Raw genomic sequence first — 20,585 nt, forward strand, 5'->3', positions numbered from 1 at the left:
CGGTAGGTACGGGACCCGGGGCCGTACGGATGCGCAGGATGTCACTAGCGCGCCCTAGGCGGGGTAGGGTCGTAATCGGTCGGGGACATCCCAAATAAAACTCGCCGGCGTCGAAAACCGGCGTACCTAACGAGGAGATCGGTTCGTGACGATCCGCGTAGGCATCAACGGCTTTGGCCGCATCGGTCGTAACTACTTCCGCGCGCTGCTGGAGCAGGGTGCAGACATCGAGATCGTGGCTGTCAACGACCTGGGTGACACCGCGACCACCGCTCACCTGCTGAAGTACGACACCATCCTGGGTCGTCTCAAGGCCGAGGTCAGCCACACCGCCGACACCATCACCGTCGACGGCCACACGATCAAGGTGCTGTCCGAGCGCAACCCCGCCGACATCCCGTGGGGCGAGCTGGGCGTCGACATCGTCATCGAGTCGACCGGCATCTTCACGAAGAAGGCCGACGCCGAGAAGCACATCGCCGGCGGCGCGAAGAAGGTCCTCATCTCGGCTCCGGCCAGCGACGAGGACATCACCATCGTCATGGGTGTCAACCAGGACAAGTACGACGCGGCCAGCCACCACATCATCTCCAACGCCTCCTGCACCACCAACTGCGTGGCGCCGATGGCCAAGGTGCTCGACGAGAACTTCGGCATCGTCAAGGGCATGATGACGACCGTCCACGCGTACACCAACGACCAGCGCATCCTGGACTTCCCGCACAAGGACCTGCGCCGCGCCCGCGCCGCCGCGGAGAACATCATCCCGACCTCCACGGGCGCCGCCAAGGCCACCGCGCTGGTCCTCCCGCAGCTCAAGGGCAAGCTGGACGGCATCGCCATGCGCGTCCCGGTCCCGACCGGCTCGGTCACCGACCTCGTCATCGAGCTCGACCGCGAGGTCACCAAGGACGAGATCAACACCGCCTTCCAGAAGGCCGCCGAGGGGCAGCTCAAGGGCATCCTGGAGTACACCGAGGACCCGATCGTCTCCTCGGACATCGTCAACTGGCCGGCGTCCTGCACCTTCGACTCGCAGCTGACGATGGTCCAGGGCAAGCAGGTCAAGGTCGTCGGCTGGTACGACAACGAGTGGGGCTACTCCAACCGACTCGTCGACCTCACCGTCTTCGTCGGCGGCCAGCTCTGAGAGTCTAGGTCCACCAGGGCAGGCATCACGATGTGAGCACAGGGCTCGGGCAGCGCGACGGCGCGCTGTACGGGCCCTGTCGCTTGCGTCGAACTTCCAAGGAGTACGGAGTAACAGCACAGATGAAGACGATCGACGAACTTCTCCGCCAAGGAGTGGACGGCAAGCGGGTATTCGTCCGCGCCGACCTCAACGTGCCGCTGGACGGCACCACCATCACCGACGACGGCCGCATCCGCGCCGTCCTGCCGACCGTCAAGGCGCTGACCCAGGCCGGTGCCAAGGTCGTCGTGGCCTCCCACCTCGGCCGCCCCAAGGGCGCCCCGGACCCGGCCTTCACGCTGCGGTTCGCCGCCTCGCGCCTCGGCGAGCTCCTCGGCCGCCCGGTGGCCTTCGCCGGCGACACCATCGGCTCCGAGGCCCACTCCGCGGTCTCCGGCCTGGAGGCCGGCCAGGTCGCCGTCCTGGAGAACCTCCGCTTCAACGCCGGTGAGACCTCCAAGGACGACGCCGAGCGCGCCGAGTTCGCCGCCCGCCTCGCCGCCCTCGCGGACGTGTACGTCGGCGACGGCTTCGGTGCGGTGCACCGCAAGCACGCCTCCGTCTACGACCTGCCGAAGCTGCTCCCGAGCTACGCCGGCTACCTCATCGCCACCGAGGTCGGCGTCCTGAAGAAGCTCACCGAGGACGTCCGGCGGCCGTACGTCGTCGTCCTCGGTGGCGCCAAGGTCTCCGACAAGCTGGGCGTCATCGACCAGCTGCTGGAGAAGGCCGACCGCATCCTGATCGGCGGCGGCATGGCGTACACCTTCCTCAAGGCCAAGGGCCACGAGGTCGGGATCTCGCTGCTCCAGGAGGACCAGATCTCGGCGTGCCTGGAGTACCTGGCGCGCGCCGAGAAGAAGGGCGTGGAGTTTGTGCTCCCCGTCGACGTGCTGGTCTCCGCCGACTTCCCGGACCTGAAGACCAAGGCCCCGGCGAACCCGACCACGGTCTCCGCCACCGCCATCCCGGCGGACCAGGAGGGCCTGGACATCGGTCCGGAGACCCGCAAGCTGTACGCATCGAAGCTCGCCGACGCGGCCACCGTCTTCTGGAACGGCCCCATGGGCGTCTTCGAGCACCCCGACTACGCCCAGGGCACCAAGGCCGTCGCCCAGGCGCTCGTCGACTCCCCGGCCTTCTCGGTCGTCGGCGGTGGCGACTCCGCCGCGGCCGTCCGGACCCTGGGCTTCGACGAGAACGCTTTCGGCCACATCTCGACCGGCGGCGGCGCGAGCCTCGAGTACCTCGAGGGCAAGACGCTTCCCGGCCTCGCCGCACTGGAGGACTGACCCCCACATGAGCAACACCCGCACCCCGCTGATGGCGGGCAACTGGAAGATGAACCTCAACCACCTGGAGGCCATCGCCCACGTCCAGAAGCTCGCCTTCGCGCTGACCGACAAGGACTACGACGCCGTCGAGGTCGCGGTCCTGGCGCCCTTCACCGACCTGCGCTCCGTCCAGACCCTCGTCGAGGGCGACAAGCTCAAGATCAAGTACGGCGCCCAGGACCTCTCGGCGCACGAGTCCGGCGCGTACACCGGCGAGATCTCGGGCGCGATGCTGGCCAAGCTGAAGTGCTCGTACGTGGCCGTCGGCCACTCCGAGCGCCGCCAGTACCACGGCGAGAACGACGAGATCTGCAACGCCAAGGTGAAGGCCGCCTTCAAGCACGGCCTGACCCCGATCCTCTGCGTCGGCGAGGGCCTGGACGTCCGCAAGGCCGGTGACCAGGTCTCCTACACGCTCGCGCAGCTCGACGGCGGCCTGAAGGACATCCCGGCCGAGCAGGCCGAGACCATCGTGATCGCGTACGAGCCGGTGTGGGCCATCGGCACCGGCGAGGTCGCCACCCCCGAGGACGCGCAGGAGGTCTGCGGCGCGATCCGCGGGCGCCTGGCCGAGCTGTACACGCAGGAGCTGGCCGACAAGGTCCGTATCCAGTACGGCGGCTCGGTGAAGGCGTCGAACGTCGCCGCGATCATGGCGCAGCCGGACGTGGACGGCGCCCTGGTGGGCGGCGCGGCGCTGGACGCCGACGAGTTCGTCAAGATCGTGCGCTTCCGCGACCAGTGAGTATGCGGTAGGGCGGATCCGTCGTACCCTTGCGGGGGCCGGGGCCCGGATTCCGGGCACCGTGCCCCCGCAGTGCGTAGAAGTCCGTTTGTCGGTGTAGTCCGAGAATTGCCAGGAAGTAGGGTCCAGCCGTGGTTATGGGGTTCTCGATCGCCCTGATCGTCTTCAGCCTGCTGCTGATGCTGCTGGTGCTGATGCACAAGGGGAAGGGCGGCGGCCTCTCCGACATGTTCGGCGGCGGTATGCAGTCGTCCGTCGGCGGCTCGTCGGTCGCCGAGCGCAACCTGGACCGCATCACCGTGGTGGTCGGTCTGATGTGGTTCGCGTGCATCGTCGTCCTCGCGCTGCTGGTGAAGCTGGACGGCTGAGCCATCGGTTCCGTGTCCCGTGGCCGGGTGTAACTCCCACCACTGGACGCGCGTTGGGCCTTACGTAGACTGGGGCATCTTCGAGCACCATCACGCAGGGAGTTACGACCGTGGCAAGTGGCAACGCGATCCGGGGAAGCCGGGTCGGGGCGGGGCCGATGGGGGAGGCCGAGCGAGGCGAATCCGCGCCGCGCCTCCGGATCTCCTTCTGGTGCTCGAACGGGCACGAGACCCAGCCGAGCTTCGCCAGCGACGCGCAGGTTCCCGACACCTGGGACTGCCCGCGGTGCGGGTTCCCGGCCGGCCAGGACCGGGACAACCCGCCGGACCCACCGCGCACCGAGCCGTACAAGACGCACCTCGCGTACGTACGCGAGCGGCGCAGCGACGCGGACGGCGAGGCGATCCTGGCCGAGGCGCTGGCCAAACTGCGGGGCGAGATCTGACCTTCACGCGCATACAGGACGACGGGCTTCGCCGGTGGACATCACCGGCGGGGCCCGTTGTCAGTGGTGCCCCCTATCGTCGTGCTCATCGCCTCACCGGTGTCCAGGATCAATTAGGTTGGAGTCGCAGCGGGGCAAGCAGGCACGTACGAGAAGAAGTGGGCTGATGTCCGAGATGAACGCCGAAGGACGCACCAGGCTCAACCGGTTGCCCGAGTGGACGGCTCTGGGCAAGCACCGGGAGCAGCTGGGACAGACGCATCTGCGCGAGCTGTTCGCCACCGACCCGGAGCGCGGCAGCCGGTACACCCTGCGGGTGGGCGACCTGTATCTCGACTACTCCAAGCAGTTGGTGACCGACGAGACGCTGAGGCTGCTGCGCGAGCTGGCCGCGGCGACCGGGGTGGCCGAGCTGCGGGACGCCATGTTCCGCGGCGAGAAGATCAACACCACGGAGAACCGGGCCGTGCTGCACACCGCGCTGCGCGCCCCGCGCGACGCCGTGATCGAGGTGGACGGGGAGAACGTTGTCGCCGGCGTCCACGCCGTGCTCGACAAGATGGCGACGTTCTCGGAGCGCGTCCGCTCCGGCGCGTGGACGGGCCACACCGGAAAGCCCATCAGGAACGTCGTCAACATCGGTATCGGCGGCTCCGACCTCGGCCCTGCGATGGCGTACGAGGCGCTGCGCTCCTACACCCAGCGGGACCTGACGTTCCGTTTCGTGTCGAACGTCGACGGCGCCGACCTGCACGAGGCGATCCACGACCTGGACGCCGCCGAGACGCTCTTCATCATCGCGTCCAAGACCTTCACCACCATCGAGACCATCACCAACGCCACCTCCGCCCGCGACTGGCTGCTGACCGAGCTGAGGGCCGGTCAGGAGGCCGTCGCCCAGCACTTCGTCGCCCTGTCGACCAACGCCGGGAAGGTCGAGGAGTTCGGCATCGACACGGCGAACATGTTCGAGTTCTGGGACTGGGTCGGCGGCCGGTATTCGTACGACTCCGCCATCGGCCTCTCCCTGATGATCGCCATCGGTCCGGACCGCTTCCGTGAGATGCTCGACGGCTTCCACCTCGTCGACGAGCACTTCCGCACCGCTCCGGCGGAGGAGAACGCACCGCTGCTGCTGGGCCTGCTGGGCGTCTGGTACGGGGCGTTCTTCGACGCCCAGTCGCACGCCGTCCTGCCGTACAGCCACTACCTGTCGAAGTTCACGGCGTACCTCCAGCAGCTCGACATGGAGTCCAACGGCAAGTCCGTCGACCGCGAGGGCAACCCGGTCGACTGGCAGACCGGCCCGGTCGTCTGGGGCACCCCCGGCACCAACGGGCAGCACGCCTACTACCAGTTGATCCACCAGGGCACCAAGGTCATCCCCGCCGACTTCATCGGCTTCGCCAAGCCGGTCCCCGACCTGCTGCCCGGCCTGGTCGCCCAGCACGACCTGCTCATGGCCAACTTCTTCGCCCAGACGCAGGCCCTCGCCTTCGGCAAGACGCCCGAGGAGGTCCGGGCCGAGGGCGCCCCGGAGGAGCTGGTGCCGCACAAGACCTTCCGCGGCAACCACCCCACGACCACGATCCTCGCCGACGAACTGACCCCGTCGGTGCTGGGCCAGCTCATCGCGCTGTACGAGCACAAGGTCTTCGTCCAGGGCGCCGTCTGGAACATCGACTCCTTCGACCAGTGGGGCGTCGAGCTCGGCAAGGTGCTCGCCAAGAAGATCGAGCCGGTGCTCACCGGGGGCGAGGGCGGCGAGGGCCTGGACAGCTCGACCGCCGCGCTGGCCGACCGGTACCGCGCGCTCCGGGGCCGTACGGCGTAGGGGGTGTCTTGTCGATCAGGCCGGATCAGGGAGCGGCGTCTGGTGCCGTGGATCGCAAGGCGGAGGAGGGAGCCACTGCGGAGCATTGGCGACCGACGACAACGCGGCGAGGCACGGTGCCAGGCGTCGCGAGCCCGGCAAGATCGGCAAGACACCCCCTGGGAGGGCCGGTCCGATGACGGGGGAGAACGCGGTGCGGCTGCGGCCGCCGGCCCACACGCTGAACGAGCGGGCCATCGGCTGGTGGCGGGCGCAGCTACTGCTGCTGGCGGCGGTACCGGCCACGGTGCTGGTCGTGCTCGGCGGCTTCATCGGGCCCGCGCGGCCCTGGCTGCTCGCGGCCGCCGCGGCCGTGGCCGTGCTGGGGCTCATCTGCACCGCGTTCCTCCCCCGCTGGTGGTTCACGGTCCACCGCTGGGAGGTCACGGACGACGCCGTCTACGTCCGTACCGGCTTCCTGTGGCAGGAGTGGCGGATCGCGCCCATGTCCCGGATCCAGACCGTGGACACCGTGCGCGGTCCGCTGGAGCAGGCGTTCCGGCTGGCCACGGTGACCGTCACCACCGCCTCCGCCAAGGGCGCCCTCCGCATCGAGGGGCTCGACCACGAACTGGCCGCGGACCTCGCCGAGCGGCTGACCCGCATCACCCGGGCCACCCCCGGGGACGCGACATGAGCGCCGCGCCAGATCCTGCGGACGGCGGCTGGCGGAGGCTGGACAAGCGGACCGTCCTCGTCACCGCCCTGCTCATGACCGGCGTCTCGGTCGGCGGCGGGGTCCCCGCCTTCCTGGGCCTCGCCGGGGCCATGGCCGTGTGGCAGGCGTTCGCCCTCGTGGTGGCCGGTGCGGCACTGCTCGTCGCCGGCGCGGCCGCCGCCGACTACGTCCGCTGGCGCAAGACCCGCTACCGCATCGGGCCCGACCACGCCGAGCTCCACACCGGGCTGCTGCTGGTCAAGCGCCGCTCCCTGGCCAGGGAGCGCATCCGCAGCGTCGATCTGACGGCTCATCCGCTGCTGCGCGTCCTCGGGCTGGTCAAGGTCCGCATAGGCACCGGTGAGCACACCGGCGGCGGCGAATCCACCCTGGAGCTCGACGCCGTCACCCGGGCCGAGGGGGAGCGGCTGCGCCGGGAACTCCTCGACCGCACCCTGACCGGCCCTCAGGACGGCCGGGACGACGGCGAACTGGCCTCCCTCGACCCCGCCTGGATCCGGTACGCGCCGGTGTCGTTCGTCGCCCCGGCGCTCGGCGGCGCGGCGGCCGGTGCCGTGATGCAGGTCAGCGACTGGTTCGGTGCCCAGCGCGAGGTCATCACCTGGATAGGCGACCGCTTCCACGACACGTCCCCCCTGTGGATCGTCGTCGTGCTCACCGCGGCGGCCGCCCTCGCGGGCGCGGTCGGCGCGCTCGGCCTGTGGGTCGAGATGTGGTGGAACTACCGGCTGGAGCGCGAGCCGGGCGGCACGCTCAGGGTCCGGCGCGGCCTGCTCACCGCGCGTTCCCTCTCCATCGAGGAGCGTCGGCTGCGCGGGGTGGAACTCGTCGAACCGCTCGGCGCGCGCCTGTGCGGCGCCGCCCGGCTCGACGCGGTCGCCACCGGCCTGGTGAAGGACCAGGAGGACAAGCACGCCGACCTGCGGGCGCTGCTGCCCGCCGCACCCCGCGCCGTCGCGGACGCGGTCGCCGCCCGGGTGCTGCGCGAACCCGCCGCCCCCACCGGTACGCCGCTCACCGCCCACCCGCGCGCGGCGCGCACCCGCCGCCTGCGCTGGGCCCTCGGCGCCGCGCTCCTCCCCGTGCTGGTCCTGGCGGTGCTGGGGGCCCTCCTCACCGGCGTACTCCTCTACGCGGCGGCCGCCTGCGCCGTGGTGCTCCTGCCGCTCGCGACGGTCCTCGCCCTCGACGCGTACCGGAGCCTGGGTCACGGCCTCGGCGGCGACTACCTCCTGACGCGCTCCGGCACCCTCCGCCGCGCGACGGTCGCCCTCCAGCGCGGCGGCGTCATCGGCTGGACGGTCAGGCAGTCGTACGCCCAGCGCCGCGCGGGCCTGATCACCCTGACCGCCACGACGGCGGCGGGCACCGGAGCGTACGCCGTCCACGACGCCGACGAGACGGAGGGCCTGCGCTTCGCGGCGGAGGCGGTTCCGGAGCTGCTGGAGCCCTTCCTCGAAGCACGTACATGACGAACGGCCCGGTCCACCTCGCGGTGAACCGGGCCGTTACGGTCTGTCCGTCCGCCCGCAGGCTCAGGGCGATGCCGGGGGGTACAGCGCGCGCGGCAGGCGGGAGGCCGCCGCGGCGTCCAGGAGCCACAGGGTGCGGGAGCGGCCGTACGCCCCGGCGGCCGGGGCCTGGAGCTCACCCGCGCCCGACAGGGCGATGGCCGCGGCCTTCGCCTTGTCCTCGCCCGCCGCCAGCAGCCACACCTCGCGCGCCGCCCGGATCGCCGGGAAGGTCAGCGAGATGCGGGTCGGCGGCGGCTTGGGCGCGCCGTGTACGCCCACCACCGTGCGCTCGGTCTCGCGCGTCGCCGGGTGCTCCGGGAAGAGCGAGGCGACATGGGTGTCCGGGCCCACGCCCAGCAGCAGCACGTCGAAGGCCGGCACCGGGCCGTGGTCGTCGGGCCTGGCGGCCGCGGCCAGCTCCTCGGCGTAGGCGGCGGCCGCCGCCTCAGCGTCCGAGCCGTACGCCCCGCCCGCCACCGGCATGGTGTGCACCCGTGCCGGGTCCAGCGGGACGGCGTCCAGCAGGGCGGCGCGGGCCTGGGTGTCGTTGCGGTCCGGGTCGCCCTCCGGCAGGAACCTTTCGTCGCCCCACCACAGGTCGAGCCGCGACCAGTCGATCGCGTCCCGGGCGGGGGAGGAGCCGAGCGCGGCGAGCAGCCCGTTGCCGTTGCGGCCGCCCGTCAGGACCACCGAGGCGGAACCCCGCGCGGACTGGGCGTCCACGATCTTGGTGATCAGCCGGGCCGCCGCGGCCTGCGCCATCAGCTCCTTGTCCCGGTGGACCACCAGCTGCGGAGCGCTCACTTGGCGGCCGCCTTCTTGGCCGGCGCCTTCGCCGCGCCCGCGGCCTTCTCCGGGGCCGCCTTCTTGGGCGGCTCCTGACCGGCGGACTCGTCCGCCTCGCCCGCGGCGGGCTTCTCCGCGGCGGCCGGCGCCCCCAGCCGGTCGACGCCGTACCGCAGCGCCGACGCGTACGTGTCGTCCGGGTCCAGGCGCCGCAGCTCCTCCGCGATCAGCTCGGAGGTCTCACGCCGCTTGAGCGCCACCGCCCGGTCCGGCTGCCCCTGGATGGAGAGGGTGGCCAGCGAGCCGTCCGCCCGGTCCAGCACGATCGGACCGCAGTTGGTCGCCAGCCGTACGGCGGTGAGCCCGGGCCCGCGCGAACCCGACCGCTTCACCGGGACCTTCAGCCGGTCCGCCAGCCACATGGCCAGCAGCTCGACGCTCGGGTTGTACTCCTCGCCCTCCACCTCGGCCGACGTGACCTCGCACGCGATCTGGTCCAGGGCCGCCGCCAGCATCGAACGCCACGGCGTGATCCGCGTCCAGGACAGGTCCGTGTCGCCCGGGGTGTAGGCGGCGGCGCGGGCCTTCAGCTCCTCGATGGGGTGCTCGGCGGCGTAGGTGTCGGTGACCCGCCGCTGCCCGAGGGCGCCCAGCGGGTCGTTCGCCGGGTCGGTCGGCGCGTCGACCGGCCACCACACCACCACCGGGGCGTCCGGCAGCAGCAGCGGCAGCACCACCGACTGGGCGTGGTTGATCACCTCGCCGTACAGCCGCAGCACCACCGTCTCGCCGGTGCCCGCGTCCGCGCCCACCCGCACCTCGGCGTCCAGGCGCGCCTTCGCGCGGTCGCGCGGCGAGCGCGAGAACCGCTTGATGACGACCAGGGTGCGCGACGGGTGCTCGCGGGACGCCTCGTTGGCGGCCTTGAGCGCGTCGTAGGCGTTCTCCTCGTCGGTGACGATGACGAGGGTGAGCACCATGCCGACGGCCGGCGTGCCGATGGCCCGCCGCCCCTGCACCAGGGCCTTGTTGATCTTGCCGGACGTGGTGTCCGTAAGGTCGATCTTCATGGCCGGCGCCAGCTCCGTCCGTCTCGTGCGAGCATTTCGTCCGCCTCGACCGGCCCCCAGGTACCGGCCTGGTACTGCGCCGGCTTGCCGTGCCTGTCCCAGTACTGCTCGATCGGGTCGAGGATCTGCCAGGACAGCTCGACCTCCTCCGTGCGCGGGAAGAGGTTGGCGTCGCCGAGCAGGACGTCGAGGATGAGCCGCTCGTACGCCTCCGGGCTGGACTCCGTGAAGGACTCGCCGTACGCGAAGTCCATCGAGACGTCCCGCACCTCCATCGAGGTGCCCGGCACCTTGGAGCCGAACCGCATGGTCACGCCCTCGTCCGGCTGGACGCGGATGACCAGGGCGTTCTGGCCGAGCTCCTCCGTCGCGGTGTGGTCGAAGGGGGAGTGCGGGGCGCGCTGGAAGACCACGGCGATCTCGGTGACCCGGCGGCCCAGCCGCTTCCCGGTGCGCAGGTAGAAGGGGACGCCCGCCCAGCGGCGGTTGTCGATCCCCAGCTTGATCGCGGCGTACGTGTCGGTCTTGGAGTTCGGGTCGATGCCCTCCTCCTCCAGGTAGCCGACGGCCTGCGCGCCGCCCTGCCACCCCGCGGCGTACTGCGCGCGCACGGTCGACTTGCCGAGGTCCTTCGGCAGCCGCACCGCGCCCAGCACCTTGGTCTTCTCGGCGGCGAGCGCGTCCGCGTCGAAGGAGGCGGGCTCCTCCATCGCGGTCAGCGCGAGCAGCTGGAGGAGGTGGTTCTGGATGACGTCACGGGCGGCGCCGATGCCGTCGTAGTACCCGGCGCGGCCGCCGATGCCGATGTCCTCGGCCATGGTGATCTGCACGTGGTCGACGTACGACCGGTTCCAGATCGGCTCGAAGAGCGTGTTGGCGAACCGCAGCGCCAGGATGTTCTGGACGGTCTCCTTGCCCAGGTAGTGGTCGATCCGGAAGACCTGCTCCGGTGCGAACACCTCGTGGACGATGGAGTTGAGCTCCTTGGCGGAGGCCAGGTCGTGCCCGAAGGGCTTCTCGATGACCGCCCGCCGCCAGCAGCCCTCCTTCTGGTCGGCCAGCCCGTGCTTCTTCAGCTGCTGGACGACGACGGGGAAGAACTTGGGCGGCACGGACAGGTAGAAGGCGAAGTTGCCCCCGGTGCCCTGCGCCTGGTCCAGCTCCTCCATCGTCTTCTTGAGGGTCTCGAAGGCTTCGTTGTCGTCGAAGTTGCCCTGGACGAAGCGCATGCCCTGGCTCAGCTGCTGCCAGACCTCCTCGCGGAACGGCGTGCGCGCGTGCTGCTTGACGGCCTGGTACACCTCGTCCGCGAAGTCCTCGTCGGCCCACTCGCGGCGGGCGAACCCGATCAGCGAGAAGCCCGGCGGGAGCAGGCCGCGGTTCGCGAGGTCATAGACCGCGGGCATCAGCTTTTTACGGGACAAATCGCCCGTGACACCGAAGATCACCAGACCCGACGGCCCCGCGATGCGCGGGAGCCGTCGGTCTGCGGCGTCACGAAGCGGGTTGGCTCCGTGAAGAACGGACAATGTTCTTACGCCTCCGAAGGTGCGAGGCGCTTGAGCTCCGCCTCGGTCGACTTGAGCAGGTCGTTCCAGGACGCCTCGAACTTGTCGACGCCCTCGTCCTCCAGCAGCTGCACCACGTCGTCGTAGCCGATGCCGAGCTTCGCGAGGGCGGCGAGGTCCGCGCGCGCCTGCTCGTAGGTGCCCGCGATGGTGTTGCCGGTGATCTCACCGTGGTCGGCGGTGGCCTCCAGGGTGGCCTCCGGCATGGTGTTCACCGTGCCCGGCGCGACCAGCTCGTCGACGTACAGGGTGTCCTTGTACGCCGGGTCCTTGACGCCGGTCGAGGCCCACAGCGGACGCTGCTTGTTGGCCTGCGACTTGTCCAGCGCGGCCCAGCGGTCCGAGGAGAAGACCTCCTCGTACGCCTCGTACGCCAGGCGCGCGTTGGCGAGGGCGGCCTTGCCGCGCAGCGCCTTGGCCTCGTCGGTGCCGATCGAGTCCAGCCGCTTGTCGATCTCGGTGTCCACGCGGGACACGAAGAAGGACGCCACCGAGTGGATCTTCGACAGGTCCAGGCCGCGCTCCTTGGCCTTCTCCAGACCGGCCAGGTACGCGTCCATGACCGCGCGGTAGCGCTCCAGCGAGAAGATCAGCGTGACGTTGACGCTGATGCCGAGGCCGATGACCTCGGTGATCGCCGGCAGGCCCGCCTGGGTGGCCGGGATCTTGATGAGCGTGTTCGGCCGGTCCACCAGCCAGGCCAGCTGCTTGGCCTCGGCGACCGTCGCCTTGGTGTTGTGCGCCAGGCGCGGGTCGACCTCGATCGACACCCGGCCGTCCTGGCCCTGCGTGGCGTCGAAGACCGGGCGCAGGATGTCGGCGGCGTCGCGGACGTCCGCCGTCGTGATCATGCGGATGGCTTCCTCGACGGTGACCTCGCGGGCGGCGAGGTCCTCCAGCTGCCGGTCGTAGCCGTGGCCCTCGGAGATCGCCTTCTGGAAGATCGAGGGGTTCGTGGTGACGCCCACGACGTGGCTCTGGTCGATCAGCTCGGCCAGGTTGCCGGAGGTGATCCGCTTGCGCGAAAGGTCGTCCAGCCAGATCGCGACGCCTTCGTCGGAGAGGCGCTTGAGTGCGTCTGTCATGAGAGTTGCATCTCCTACTTGTCGTATACCGGCGTCAGCGCGCTGCGGCTTCGATCGATTCCCGCGCGGCGGCGGCCACGTTGTCGGCGGTGAAGCCGTACTCGCGGAAGAGGACCTTCCCGTCCGCCGAGGCACCGAAGTGCTCCAGCGAGACGATGCGGCCCGCGTCGCCCACGTACCGGTGCCAGGTCAGGCCGATCCCGGCCTCGACCGCGACCCGCGCCTTCACCGACGGCGGCAGCACGGCATCCCGGTACCCCTGGTCCTGCTCCTCGAACCACTCGACGGACGGCATCGACACCACGCGGGTCGGGATGCCGGCGGCCTGCAGCTGCTCGCGCGCCTCGACGCAGAGGTGGACCTCGGAGCCCGTACCGATCAGGACGACCTGCGGCTCACCGCCGTCGGCGTCGAACAGCACGTACCCGCCGCGTGCGGCGTCGTCGTTCCACTCGTACGTGGGCACGCCCTGCCGCGTCAGCGCGAGGCCGTGCGGGGCGCCCTTGCCGAACTCCTTGGTCCAGCGGCGCAGGATCTCGCGCCACGCGATCGACGTCTCGTTGGCGTCCGCCGGGCGCACGATGTTCAGGCCCGGGATGGCGCGCAGCGAGGCCAGGTGCTCCACCGGCTGGTGCGTCGGGCCGTCCTCGCCGAGGCCGATCGAGTCGTGCGTCCACACGTACGTCACCGGCAGGTGCATCAGCGCGGAGAGGCGGACGGCGTTGCGCATGTAGTCGGAGAACACCAGGAAGGTGCCGCCGAAGATCCGGGTGTTGCCGTGCAGCGCGATGCCGTTCATCTCGGCGGCCATCGCGTGCTCGCGGATACCGAAGTGGATGGTCCGGCCGTACGGGTCGGCCTCCGGCAGCGGGTTGCCCTTCGGCAGGAACGACGACGTCTTGTCGATCGTCGTGTTGTTCGAGCCGGCGAGGTCGGCGGAGCCGCCCCACAGCTCGGGGATGACCCCGCCGAGCGCCTGGAGCACCTTGCCGGAGGCGGCGCGGGTGGCGACGCCCTTGCCGGGCTCGAACACCGGGAGCTTCTCCTCCCAGCCGGCCGGCAGCTCGCCCGCGGCGATCCGGTCGAACTCGGCGGCGCGCTCGGGGTTGGCGGAGCGCCACTCCTCGAACTGCTTCTCCCAGGCGGCACGGGCCTCGCGGCCGCGGTCCACGGCCTCGCGGGCGTGCGCGATGACCTCGTCGGCCACCTCGAAGGTCTTCTCCGGGTCGAAGCCCAGGACGCGCTTGGTGGCCGCGACCTCCTCGTCGCCGAGGGCGGAGCCGTGCGAGGCCTCGGTGTTCTGCGCGTTCGGCGCGGGCCAGGCGATGATCGAGCGCATCGCGATGAACGACGGGCGCTCGGTCTCGGCCTTGGCGGCCTGGATGGCGTCGAACAGCGCCTGTGGGTCGAGGTCGCCGTTCTCCTTGGGTTCGACGCGCTGCACGTGCCAGCCGTACGCCTCGTACCGCTTCATCGTGTCCTCGGACACGGCGGTCTCGGTGTCGCCCTCGATCGAGATGTGGTTGTCGTCCCACAGCAGGATCAGGTTGCCGAGCTTCTGGTGCCCGGCCGTCGAGGACGCCTCCGCGGAGATGCCCTCCTGGAGGCAGCCGTCACCGGCGATGCAGTAGACGAAGTGGTCGAACGGCGACGTGCCCGGCGCGGCCTCCGGGTCGAACAGACCCCGCTCGTAGCGCGCGGCCATCGCCATGCCCACGGCGTTGGCGACACCCTGGCCCAGCGGCCCCGTCGTGGTCTCCACACCGACGGTGTGTCCGTACTCAGGGTGGCCCGGCGTCTTCGAGCCCCAGGTGCGGAACGCCTTCAGGTCGTCCAGCTCCAGGCCGAAGCCGGCCAGGTACAGCTGGGTGTAGAGCGTCAGCGAGGAGTGGCCCGCGGACAGCACGAACCGGTCACGGCCGGTCCAGTCGGCGTCCGAGGGATCGTGCCGCATCACCTTCTGGAAGAGGGTGTACGCGGCGGGGGCCAGGCTCATGGCCGTACCGGGATGGCCGTTGCCGACCTTCTGTACGGCGTCCGCGGCCAGGATGCGGGCGGTGTCTACGGCCCGCTGGTCCAATTCGGTCCACTCGAGGTCTGTGGTGGTCGGCTTGGTGCTCACCCTGGGTCAGGGCTCCTCTCCACATGTTCCACATGTCGAATGCCGGTGACGTCGATCTCACCGGCTGTCGTCGAGCCTACCCCCGTGAGAACGCGCATTTTTTCGGGTCATTCCAGAGTGTGGTCCCCCGAAGATCCCCGCCTCCCGACGGGCCCTTTCGGAGTTCGGCAAATGAATACGGAGGCGCTCAACCGAGTGCTCAATCGAGCGCCATCCAGGCCCTTTGCTGCACCCGGCCCAACACGGCCCACCCCGGCGGAGGGCGAGGTATGGGCAACGTCTAGAGTGGCGTGGTACGCGCGAGTCTTTACCGGCCCTTCACGGCTGTCCTGTCGTCACCTCCGGTGCGGCTCGCTGGGATGTCTCTGTCAGGGGTGTGCGTGACGGCCGTCGAATCCCGTCCAGCGGGTGTTCTCGGGACGAGCACCGGCAAGCGGCCATTCGGGGCCCGCGTCAAGGCGTTCGTGGCGCTGACCAAGCCGCGGATCATCGAGCTGCTGCTGATCACCACGGTGCCGGTGATGTTCCTCGCCGAGCAGGGGGTGCCGGACCTGTGGCTGGTGCTCGCCACCTGCCTCGGCGGCTACCTGTCGGCCGGTGGCGCGAACGCGCTGAACATGTACATCGACCGCGACATCGACGCGCTGATGGACCGCACCTCGCAGCGGCCGCTGGTCACCGGCATGGTCTCGCCGCGCGAGGGCCTGGTCTTCGGCCTCACCCTCGCGGTGGTCTCCACGCTCTGGTTCGGCCTGCTCGTCAACTGGCTCTCGGCCTGGCTGTCGCTCGGTGCGCTGCTCTTCTACGTCGTCGTCTACACGATGATCCTCAAGCGCCGTACCGCGCAGAACATCGTGTGGGGCGGTATCGCCGGCTGCATGCCCGTGCTCATCGGCTGGTCGGCCGTGACGAATTCGATGTCGTGGGCCGCCGTCATCCTCTTCCTCGTCATCTTCTTCTGGACGCCGCCGCACTACTGGCCGCTGTCGATGAAGGTGAAGGAGGACTACGCGCGCGTGGGCGTGCCCATGCTCCCGGTCGTCGCCTCCAACAAGGTGGTGGCCCGGCAGATCGTCCTCTACAGCTGGGTGATGGTCGCCGTCTCCCTGCTGCTGACGCCGCTCGGCTACACCGGCTGGTTCTACACCGCGGTGGCGCTGGCCACGGGCGGCTGGTGGCTGTGGGAGGCGCACGCGCTCCAGGCCCGCGCGAAGGCGGGGGAGACGGGCGCCAAGCTCAAGGAGATGCGCCTCTTCCACTGGTCCATCACCTATGTCTCGCTGCTCTTCGTGGCGGTCGCGGTGGACCCGTTCCTGAAGTGAGCCTGTGAGCCTCACGTGAGCGAGGATCTGGCCAGACCCCTTACTGGTCGGTAGCATTCCACTCATGGCAGACACCAAGCAGGCGGAGAAGCAGGCGGAGAGCCGGGCGGACAAGCACGCCGAGCGCACGGCCTCCAAGCTCGCCAAGCGGATCCAGTCGTTCTCCAAGGAGCACGGCGGTGCCGAGGGCCAGCTGGCGTACATCGGCCAGATGGGCACCCGCATCGTGCTCGTCGGCGAGGACGGCGGCTGGGGCGACCTCGTCGCGCCCACGCACGAGGTCGCGAAGAGCGCCGCCGAGAAGGCCGGGCTCACGCTCCACGAGACGTTCGACGGCGACTTCGCGGCGAAGGTGCGCACCGGTCCGTACGAGTGGGCGCGGATGGCCGGCATCCAGGTCGGCGGCCCGTCCAACGGCCCGGCCGGCGACTGACCCGCCGCCCGAGGCAACACCTTGCGCGGGGTTCACCCGTTAGGACCTGTGAAGGTCCATCGGACGCGTCCACCGCAGGGAGCCCCCGCCATGCTCGACACCCCGTCGCTGGTGGACCAGTACTGCCACGGGGTGCTCCGCACGGAACTGGGCCTCGGCACGTTCGAGGCCCACCTCGGCGGGGCCGCGGGCCTGCCCGCGCCCGGCACCACGTTCTTCGACACCCAGACCGGCTTCGCGGTACGGCGCTGGTGCCCGCCGCTCCTCGGCCTGGAGCCGCACTGCTCACCCGCCCGCTATCTGGCCCGCCGCCGCGAGCTCGGTGCCCTCGAAGCGGGCCGGCGGCTCCTGCGGTCCACCGGGATCTCCACCTATCTGGTGGACACCGGACCGCCCGGCGACCTCACCGGTCCGGTGGAGATGGCGGCCACGGCTGACGCCGAGGTCCGTGAGATCGTCCGTCTCGAACCGCTCGCCCAGCAGGTCGCGGACACCTCCGGCACCGTCGACGGGCTCCTCGCCAATCTCGCCGAGGCCGTCCACGGCGCGGCCGTCTCCGCCGTCGCCTTCGCCTCCGTCGCCGCCGTGCGGCACGGGCTGGCCCTCGCACCCGACCCGCCCGGACCCGGCGAGGTGCGCGGCGCGGCCGGACGCTGGCTGGCGGGGCGCCGCGTCGGCGATCCGCTCACCGATCCGGTCCTGCTGCGCCACCTGCTGTGGATCGCCGTCGCCTCCGGCCGGCCGCTCCAGCTGTACGTCGGGGTCGACGACCCGATACGCCTCGGCGACTTCGCCGCCGCCACCAGCGGCCTCGGCACGGACCTGGTGCTGCTGCACGGCTACCCGTACCACCGGCAGGCCGCCCATCTGACGAGCGTCTTCCCCCATGTGTACGCCGACCTCGGCGCCGCCCTCGCCCAGACCGGTCCTAGAGCCGCCGCCGTGCTGGCGGAGACCCTGGAGCTCGCGCCGTTCGGCAAGCTCCTCTTCTCCAGCGGCGCCCGCGGCCTGCCCGAGCTGCACGTGGTGGGCGCGCGGGCGTTCGCCGAGGGGCTCGGGCGCGTACTGGACGACTGGGTGTACGCCGGCGCGTGGACCCGTACGGACGCGCAACGCGTCGCCGAGATGATCGCGGCGGGCAACGCCCGCAGGGTGTACGGACTCGGCTAGGCGGCGGTCAGCGCCGAGCCGGCCTGCTGGGGGGCGGGGATGTCCGGGGTGGCCGGCGGCCGCTCGCGCAGGCTCAGTGCCAGGCGCAGCACCGCGATCCACATCAGCGACGAGCCCAGCATGTGCAGGCCCACCAGGATCTCCGGAACCCCGGTGAAGTACTGCACATAGCCGATCCCGCCCTGAAGCAGCAGCACCAGCAGCAGGTCGCGGGCGCGCGCCCGGGTGTCGTCCGGGGCGTCCACCACGCGCAGCACGAAGAACATGCCGACCGCCAGGGCGCACACCGCCCAGGCGAAGAGCGCGTGGATCTGGGCGACCGAGGTGTAGTCGAACGGCATGCGCGGCACGTCACTGCTGTCGCCCGCGTGCTTGCCGGAGCCCGTCACCGTCGTACCGGCGGCGATCAGCAGCCCCGACACGACCATCAGTGCCCAGCCGAGCTTGCGCACCGGCCCCGGGACGCGCGGCCGCCAGGGGCCGTCGCCCTCGCCGGCGCGCACCCAGGTGACCACGGTGACCGTAAGAAGCGCGTTCGCGGCGAGGAAGTGCCCCGCGACGGTCCACGGGTTGAGGCCCATCCACACGGTGATGCCGCCGAGGACCGCGTTGACCATCACCACCCAGAACTGCGCCCAGCCGAGCCGGGTCAGCCCGCGCCGCCACGGCTTGGTGGAGCGCGCCGCGATGATCGCCCAGCCGACCGCCGCCGACAGGACGTACGTCAGCATGCGGTTGCCGAACTCGATGGCGCCGTGGATGCCCTGGGCGGGCGTGGCGAAGAGGCTGTCGTCCGTGCACTTGGGCCAGGTGTCGCAGCCGAGACCGGAGCCGGTGAGCCGGACCGCGCCACCCGTGACGATGATGACGACGCTCATCACGACGGCGGCGAGCGCGGCGCGCCGGACCGTGCGGGGGGAGGGGGTCCAGCGCTGGGCGATGAAGGCGAGGGGGGTCAACACGGTTCCCTATCGTAGGTGCCCGCTTGTGCATGGATTCACGAGGGGTGTCCGGTTCTCTCCCGGGTCTACTCCCAGCGGAAGAAACGTGCCGCCGCGCCCAGCCCCAGCACCGCCCACACCGCCAGGATCCCGGCCGCGCCCCACGGCATCGGCGCACCCTGCTGGAGCACGTCCCGCAGCCCCTCCGACAGCGCCGAGATCGGCAGCAGCTCCAGCGCCGCGCGCGCCGCGTCCGGGAACTTCTCCAGCGGTACGACGACCCCGCCGCCCACCAGCAGCAGCAGGAACACCAGGTTGGCCGCCGCCAGCGTCGCCTCCGCCTTCAGCGTGCCGGCCATCAGCAGCCCGAGCCCCGAGAAGGCGGCCGTACCGAGGACGAGCAGCAGGAGCACGGAGAGCGGGCCGCCCTGCGGTGACCAGCCGAGCGCCAGCGCGATCACCGTCAGGAGCGCGATCTGGAGCACCTCCGTCACCAGGACGGAGAGCGTCTTGGCGGTCATCAGCGCCCAGCGCGGCAGCGGTGACGCGCCGAGCCGCTTGAGCACGCCGTACCGCCGCTCGAAGCCGGTCGCGATGGCCTGCCCGGTGAAGGCGGTCGACATCACGGCGAGCGCCAGCACGCCCGGCGCGAGGAAGTCGACGGCCTCGCCGCTCCCGGTGTCGACGATGTCGACGGTCGAGAACAGCACCAGCAGCAGCGACGGGATGACGACCGTGAGCAGCAGCTGTTCGCCGTTGCGGAGCAGCATCTTCGTCTCGAGCGCCGCCTGCGCCGCGATCATCCGGCCGATCGGCGCCGCTCCGGGCTTGGGCGTGTAGGTCCCGGCGCTCATGCGCGCAGCTCCTTGCCGGTCAGGGTCAGGAAGACGTCTTCGAGGGTGTGGCGCTCGACCGAGATGCGGTCGGGCATCACCCCGTGCTGCGCGCACCAGGTGGTCACCGTGGCGAGCAGCTGGGGGTCGACCGTGCCGCTGATCCGGTACGCGCCCGGCGTCAGCTCCGCGGCGGCGGTGCCGTCCGGCAGCGCCTTGAGCAGCGAGCCGAGGTCCAGGCCGGGACGGCCGGTGAAGCGCAGGGTGTTCTCGGCGCCGCCGCGGCACAGCTCCTCGGGGCTGCCCTGGGCGACGACCCGGCCCCCGTCGATGATCGCTATGTCGTCGGCGAGCTCCTCCGCCTCGTCCATGAAGTGCGTCGTCAGGACGGTGGTGACTCCGTCGGCGCGCAGTTCGCGCACCAGGTCCCAGGTGGAGCGGCGGGCCTGCGGGTCGAGGCCCGCGGTCGGCTCGTCCAGGAAGACCAGCTCGGGCCGCCCGACCACCGCCATCGCGAGCGCGAGGCGCTGCTGCTGCCCCCCGGAGAGGCGGCGGTACGTCGTACGGCCGCAGGAGCCGAGGCCGAGGCGCTCGATCAGCGCGTCGACGTCGAGCGGGTGGGCGTGGAGTTTCGCCATGTGGCGGAGCATCTCGTCGGCGCGGGCGCCGGAGTAGACGCCGCCGGACTGGAGCATCACGCCGATGCGCGGGCGCAGGCGTGCGGCGTCGGCGACCGGGTCGAGCCCGAGGACGCGCACGGTGCCGGCGTCGGGGCGGCGGTAGCCCTCGCAGGTCTCGATGGTGGTGGTCTTGCCGGCGCCGTTGGGCCCGAGGACGGCGGTCACGCCGCCCGCGCGGACGTCGAGGTCGAGGCCGTCGACGGCGGTCTTGGTCCCGTACCGCTTGACGAGGCCCTGGACCCGTACGACGGACTCGTATCGCATGCGGGAAGTCTAAAGAGCTCGCGGCGCCCTCCGGTCCACAGGCCCCCGCGGGGGCTCGAAGGGGCCGGTCAGAGGGGTGCGGGGCAGGTGCGGCGGGTGGCTGGAAATCATCCCACCAATGATCGTTTCCGCAGGTCAGGTGAGGCTTCCCTTAGTGACG

General features: G+C 70.9%; 19 protein-coding genes. 11 read left to right on the forward strand and 8 right to left on the reverse strand.

What is annotated here, in order from left to right; genetic code table 11:
- Positions 1 to 145 precede the first annotated feature (145 nt).
- From gap to ACZ42X_RS22715, 8 genes are all read left to right on the forward strand, one after another.
- Positions 146 to 1,150 carry a type I glyceraldehyde-3-phosphate dehydrogenase gene (gap, locus tag ACZ42X_RS22680; protein WP_468292953.1) on the forward strand — a complete coding sequence of 335 codons (1,005 nt, stop codon included), beginning with the start codon at positions 146 to 148 and terminating at the stop codon, positions 1,148 to 1,150.
- A 122-nt stretch (positions 1,151 to 1,272) separates the two neighbouring features.
- A complete protein-coding gene (locus ACZ42X_RS22685) occupies positions 1,273 to 2,484 on the forward strand; it encodes a phosphoglycerate kinase (protein ID WP_468292956.1) in 1,212 nt (403 codons plus the stop codon).
- 7 nt (positions 2,485 to 2,491) lie between these two features.
- Positions 2,492 to 3,271, forward strand: coding sequence for a triose-phosphate isomerase (gene tpiA, locus ACZ42X_RS22690; RefSeq protein WP_468292959.1), 780 nt, complete (start codon positions 2,492 to 2,494; stop codon positions 3,269 to 3,271).
- 137 nt (positions 3,272 to 3,408) lie between these two features.
- A complete protein-coding gene (gene secG, locus ACZ42X_RS22695) occupies positions 3,409 to 3,639 on the forward strand; it encodes a preprotein translocase subunit SecG (RefSeq protein WP_361415205.1) in 231 nt (76 codons plus the stop codon).
- Positions 3,640 to 3,749: 110 nt separating this feature from the next.
- Positions 3,750 to 4,085, forward strand: a complete 336-nt coding sequence (locus ACZ42X_RS22700) for an RNA polymerase-binding protein RbpA (protein ID WP_003957010.1) — start codon at positions 3,750 to 3,752, stop codon at positions 4,083 to 4,085.
- 175 nt (positions 4,086 to 4,260) lie between these two features.
- The gene (pgi, locus tag ACZ42X_RS22705) at positions 4,261 to 5,919 is read left to right on the forward strand and encodes a glucose-6-phosphate isomerase (protein WP_468293423.1); all 1,659 of its coding nucleotides are present in this window, start codon (positions 4,261 to 4,263) and stop codon (positions 5,917 to 5,919) included.
- 175 nt (positions 5,920 to 6,094) lie between these two features.
- Positions 6,095 to 6,595, forward strand: a complete 501-nt coding sequence (locus tag ACZ42X_RS22710) for a PH domain-containing protein (protein WP_468292962.1) — start codon at positions 6,095 to 6,097, stop codon at positions 6,593 to 6,595.
- Positions 6,592 to 8,109 (forward strand): PH domain-containing protein, encoded by a 1,518-nt coding sequence (locus ACZ42X_RS22715; protein WP_468292965.1) that lies wholly within the window; start codon positions 6,592 to 6,594, stop codon positions 8,107 to 8,109. The genes ACZ42X_RS22710 and ACZ42X_RS22715 overlap by 4 nt, the downstream gene beginning before the upstream one ends.
- 63 nt (positions 8,110 to 8,172) lie before the next feature.
- Here the strand turns inward: ACZ42X_RS22715 and pgl are convergent, their stop codons facing one another.
- Genes pgl through tkt form a run of 5 tightly spaced genes read right to left on the reverse strand, consistent with a single transcriptional unit; the run spans position 8,173 to position 14,782 of the window.
- Positions 8,173 to 8,955, reverse strand: coding sequence for a 6-phosphogluconolactonase (gene pgl / locus ACZ42X_RS22720; RefSeq protein WP_468292968.1), 783 nt, complete (start codon positions 8,953 to 8,955; stop codon positions 8,173 to 8,175).
- Positions 8,952 to 10,007, reverse strand: coding sequence for a glucose-6-phosphate dehydrogenase assembly protein OpcA (opcA, locus tag ACZ42X_RS22725; protein WP_468292971.1), 1,056 nt, complete (start codon positions 10,005 to 10,007; stop codon positions 8,952 to 8,954). The genes pgl and opcA overlap by 4 nt, the downstream gene beginning before the upstream one ends.
- Positions 10,004 to 11,536: a glucose-6-phosphate dehydrogenase gene (gene zwf, locus ACZ42X_RS22730; protein WP_468292973.1), complete on the reverse strand. Its 1,533-nt coding sequence runs from the start codon at positions 11,534 to 11,536 to the stop codon at positions 10,004 to 10,006. Before zwf ends, opcA begins: the two co-directional genes overlap by 4 nt.
- 5 nt (positions 11,537 to 11,541) lie before the next feature.
- Positions 11,542 to 12,660 carry a transaldolase gene (gene tal / locus ACZ42X_RS22735; RefSeq protein ID WP_468292976.1) on the reverse strand — a complete coding sequence of 373 codons (1,119 nt, stop codon included), beginning with the start codon at positions 12,658 to 12,660 and terminating at the stop codon, positions 11,542 to 11,544.
- A gap of 34 nt (positions 12,661 to 12,694) precedes the next feature.
- Positions 12,695 to 14,782, reverse strand: a complete 2,088-nt coding sequence (gene tkt, locus ACZ42X_RS22740) for a transketolase (RefSeq protein ID WP_468292979.1) — start codon at positions 14,780 to 14,782, stop codon at positions 12,695 to 12,697.
- A gap of 380 nt (positions 14,783 to 15,162) precedes the next feature.
- Here tkt and ACZ42X_RS22745 point away from each other — a divergent pair, with 380 nt between their 5' ends.
- From ACZ42X_RS22745 to ACZ42X_RS22755, 3 genes are all read left to right on the forward strand, one after another.
- Positions 15,163 to 16,104 carry a heme o synthase gene (locus tag ACZ42X_RS22745; RefSeq protein WP_403550597.1) on the forward strand — a complete coding sequence of 314 codons (942 nt, stop codon included), beginning with the start codon at positions 15,163 to 15,165 and terminating at the stop codon, positions 16,102 to 16,104.
- Between the two features lie 64 nt (positions 16,105 to 16,168).
- Positions 16,169 to 16,537, forward strand: a complete 369-nt coding sequence (locus ACZ42X_RS22750) for a hypothetical protein (RefSeq protein WP_468292982.1) — start codon at positions 16,169 to 16,171, stop codon at positions 16,535 to 16,537.
- 90 nt (positions 16,538 to 16,627) lie between these two features.
- A complete protein-coding gene (locus ACZ42X_RS22755) occupies positions 16,628 to 17,707 on the forward strand; it encodes an amidohydrolase family protein (protein WP_468292985.1) in 1,080 nt (359 codons plus the stop codon).
- Here the strand turns inward: ACZ42X_RS22755 and ACZ42X_RS22760 are convergent.
- From ACZ42X_RS22760 to ACZ42X_RS22770, 3 genes are all read right to left on the reverse strand, one after another.
- Positions 17,704 to 18,669: a COX15/CtaA family protein gene (locus ACZ42X_RS22760; RefSeq protein WP_468292988.1), complete on the reverse strand. Its 966-nt coding sequence runs from the start codon at positions 18,667 to 18,669 to the stop codon at positions 17,704 to 17,706. The genes ACZ42X_RS22755 and ACZ42X_RS22760 overlap by 4 nt on opposite strands.
- A gap of 65 nt (positions 18,670 to 18,734) precedes the next feature.
- Positions 18,735 to 19,502 carry an ABC transporter permease gene (locus tag ACZ42X_RS22765; RefSeq protein WP_468292991.1) on the reverse strand — a complete coding sequence of 256 codons (768 nt, stop codon included), beginning with the start codon at positions 19,500 to 19,502 and terminating at the stop codon, positions 18,735 to 18,737.
- Entirely contained in the window at positions 19,499 to 20,425 is a 927-nt protein-coding gene (locus ACZ42X_RS22770; RefSeq protein ID WP_361414842.1) for an ABC transporter ATP-binding protein, read from the reverse strand. Before ACZ42X_RS22770 ends, ACZ42X_RS22765 begins: the two co-directional genes overlap by 4 nt.
- Positions 20,426 to 20,585: the final 160 nt, after the last annotated feature.

The organism is Streptomyces sp. NPDC030862 (assembly GCF_055571835.1).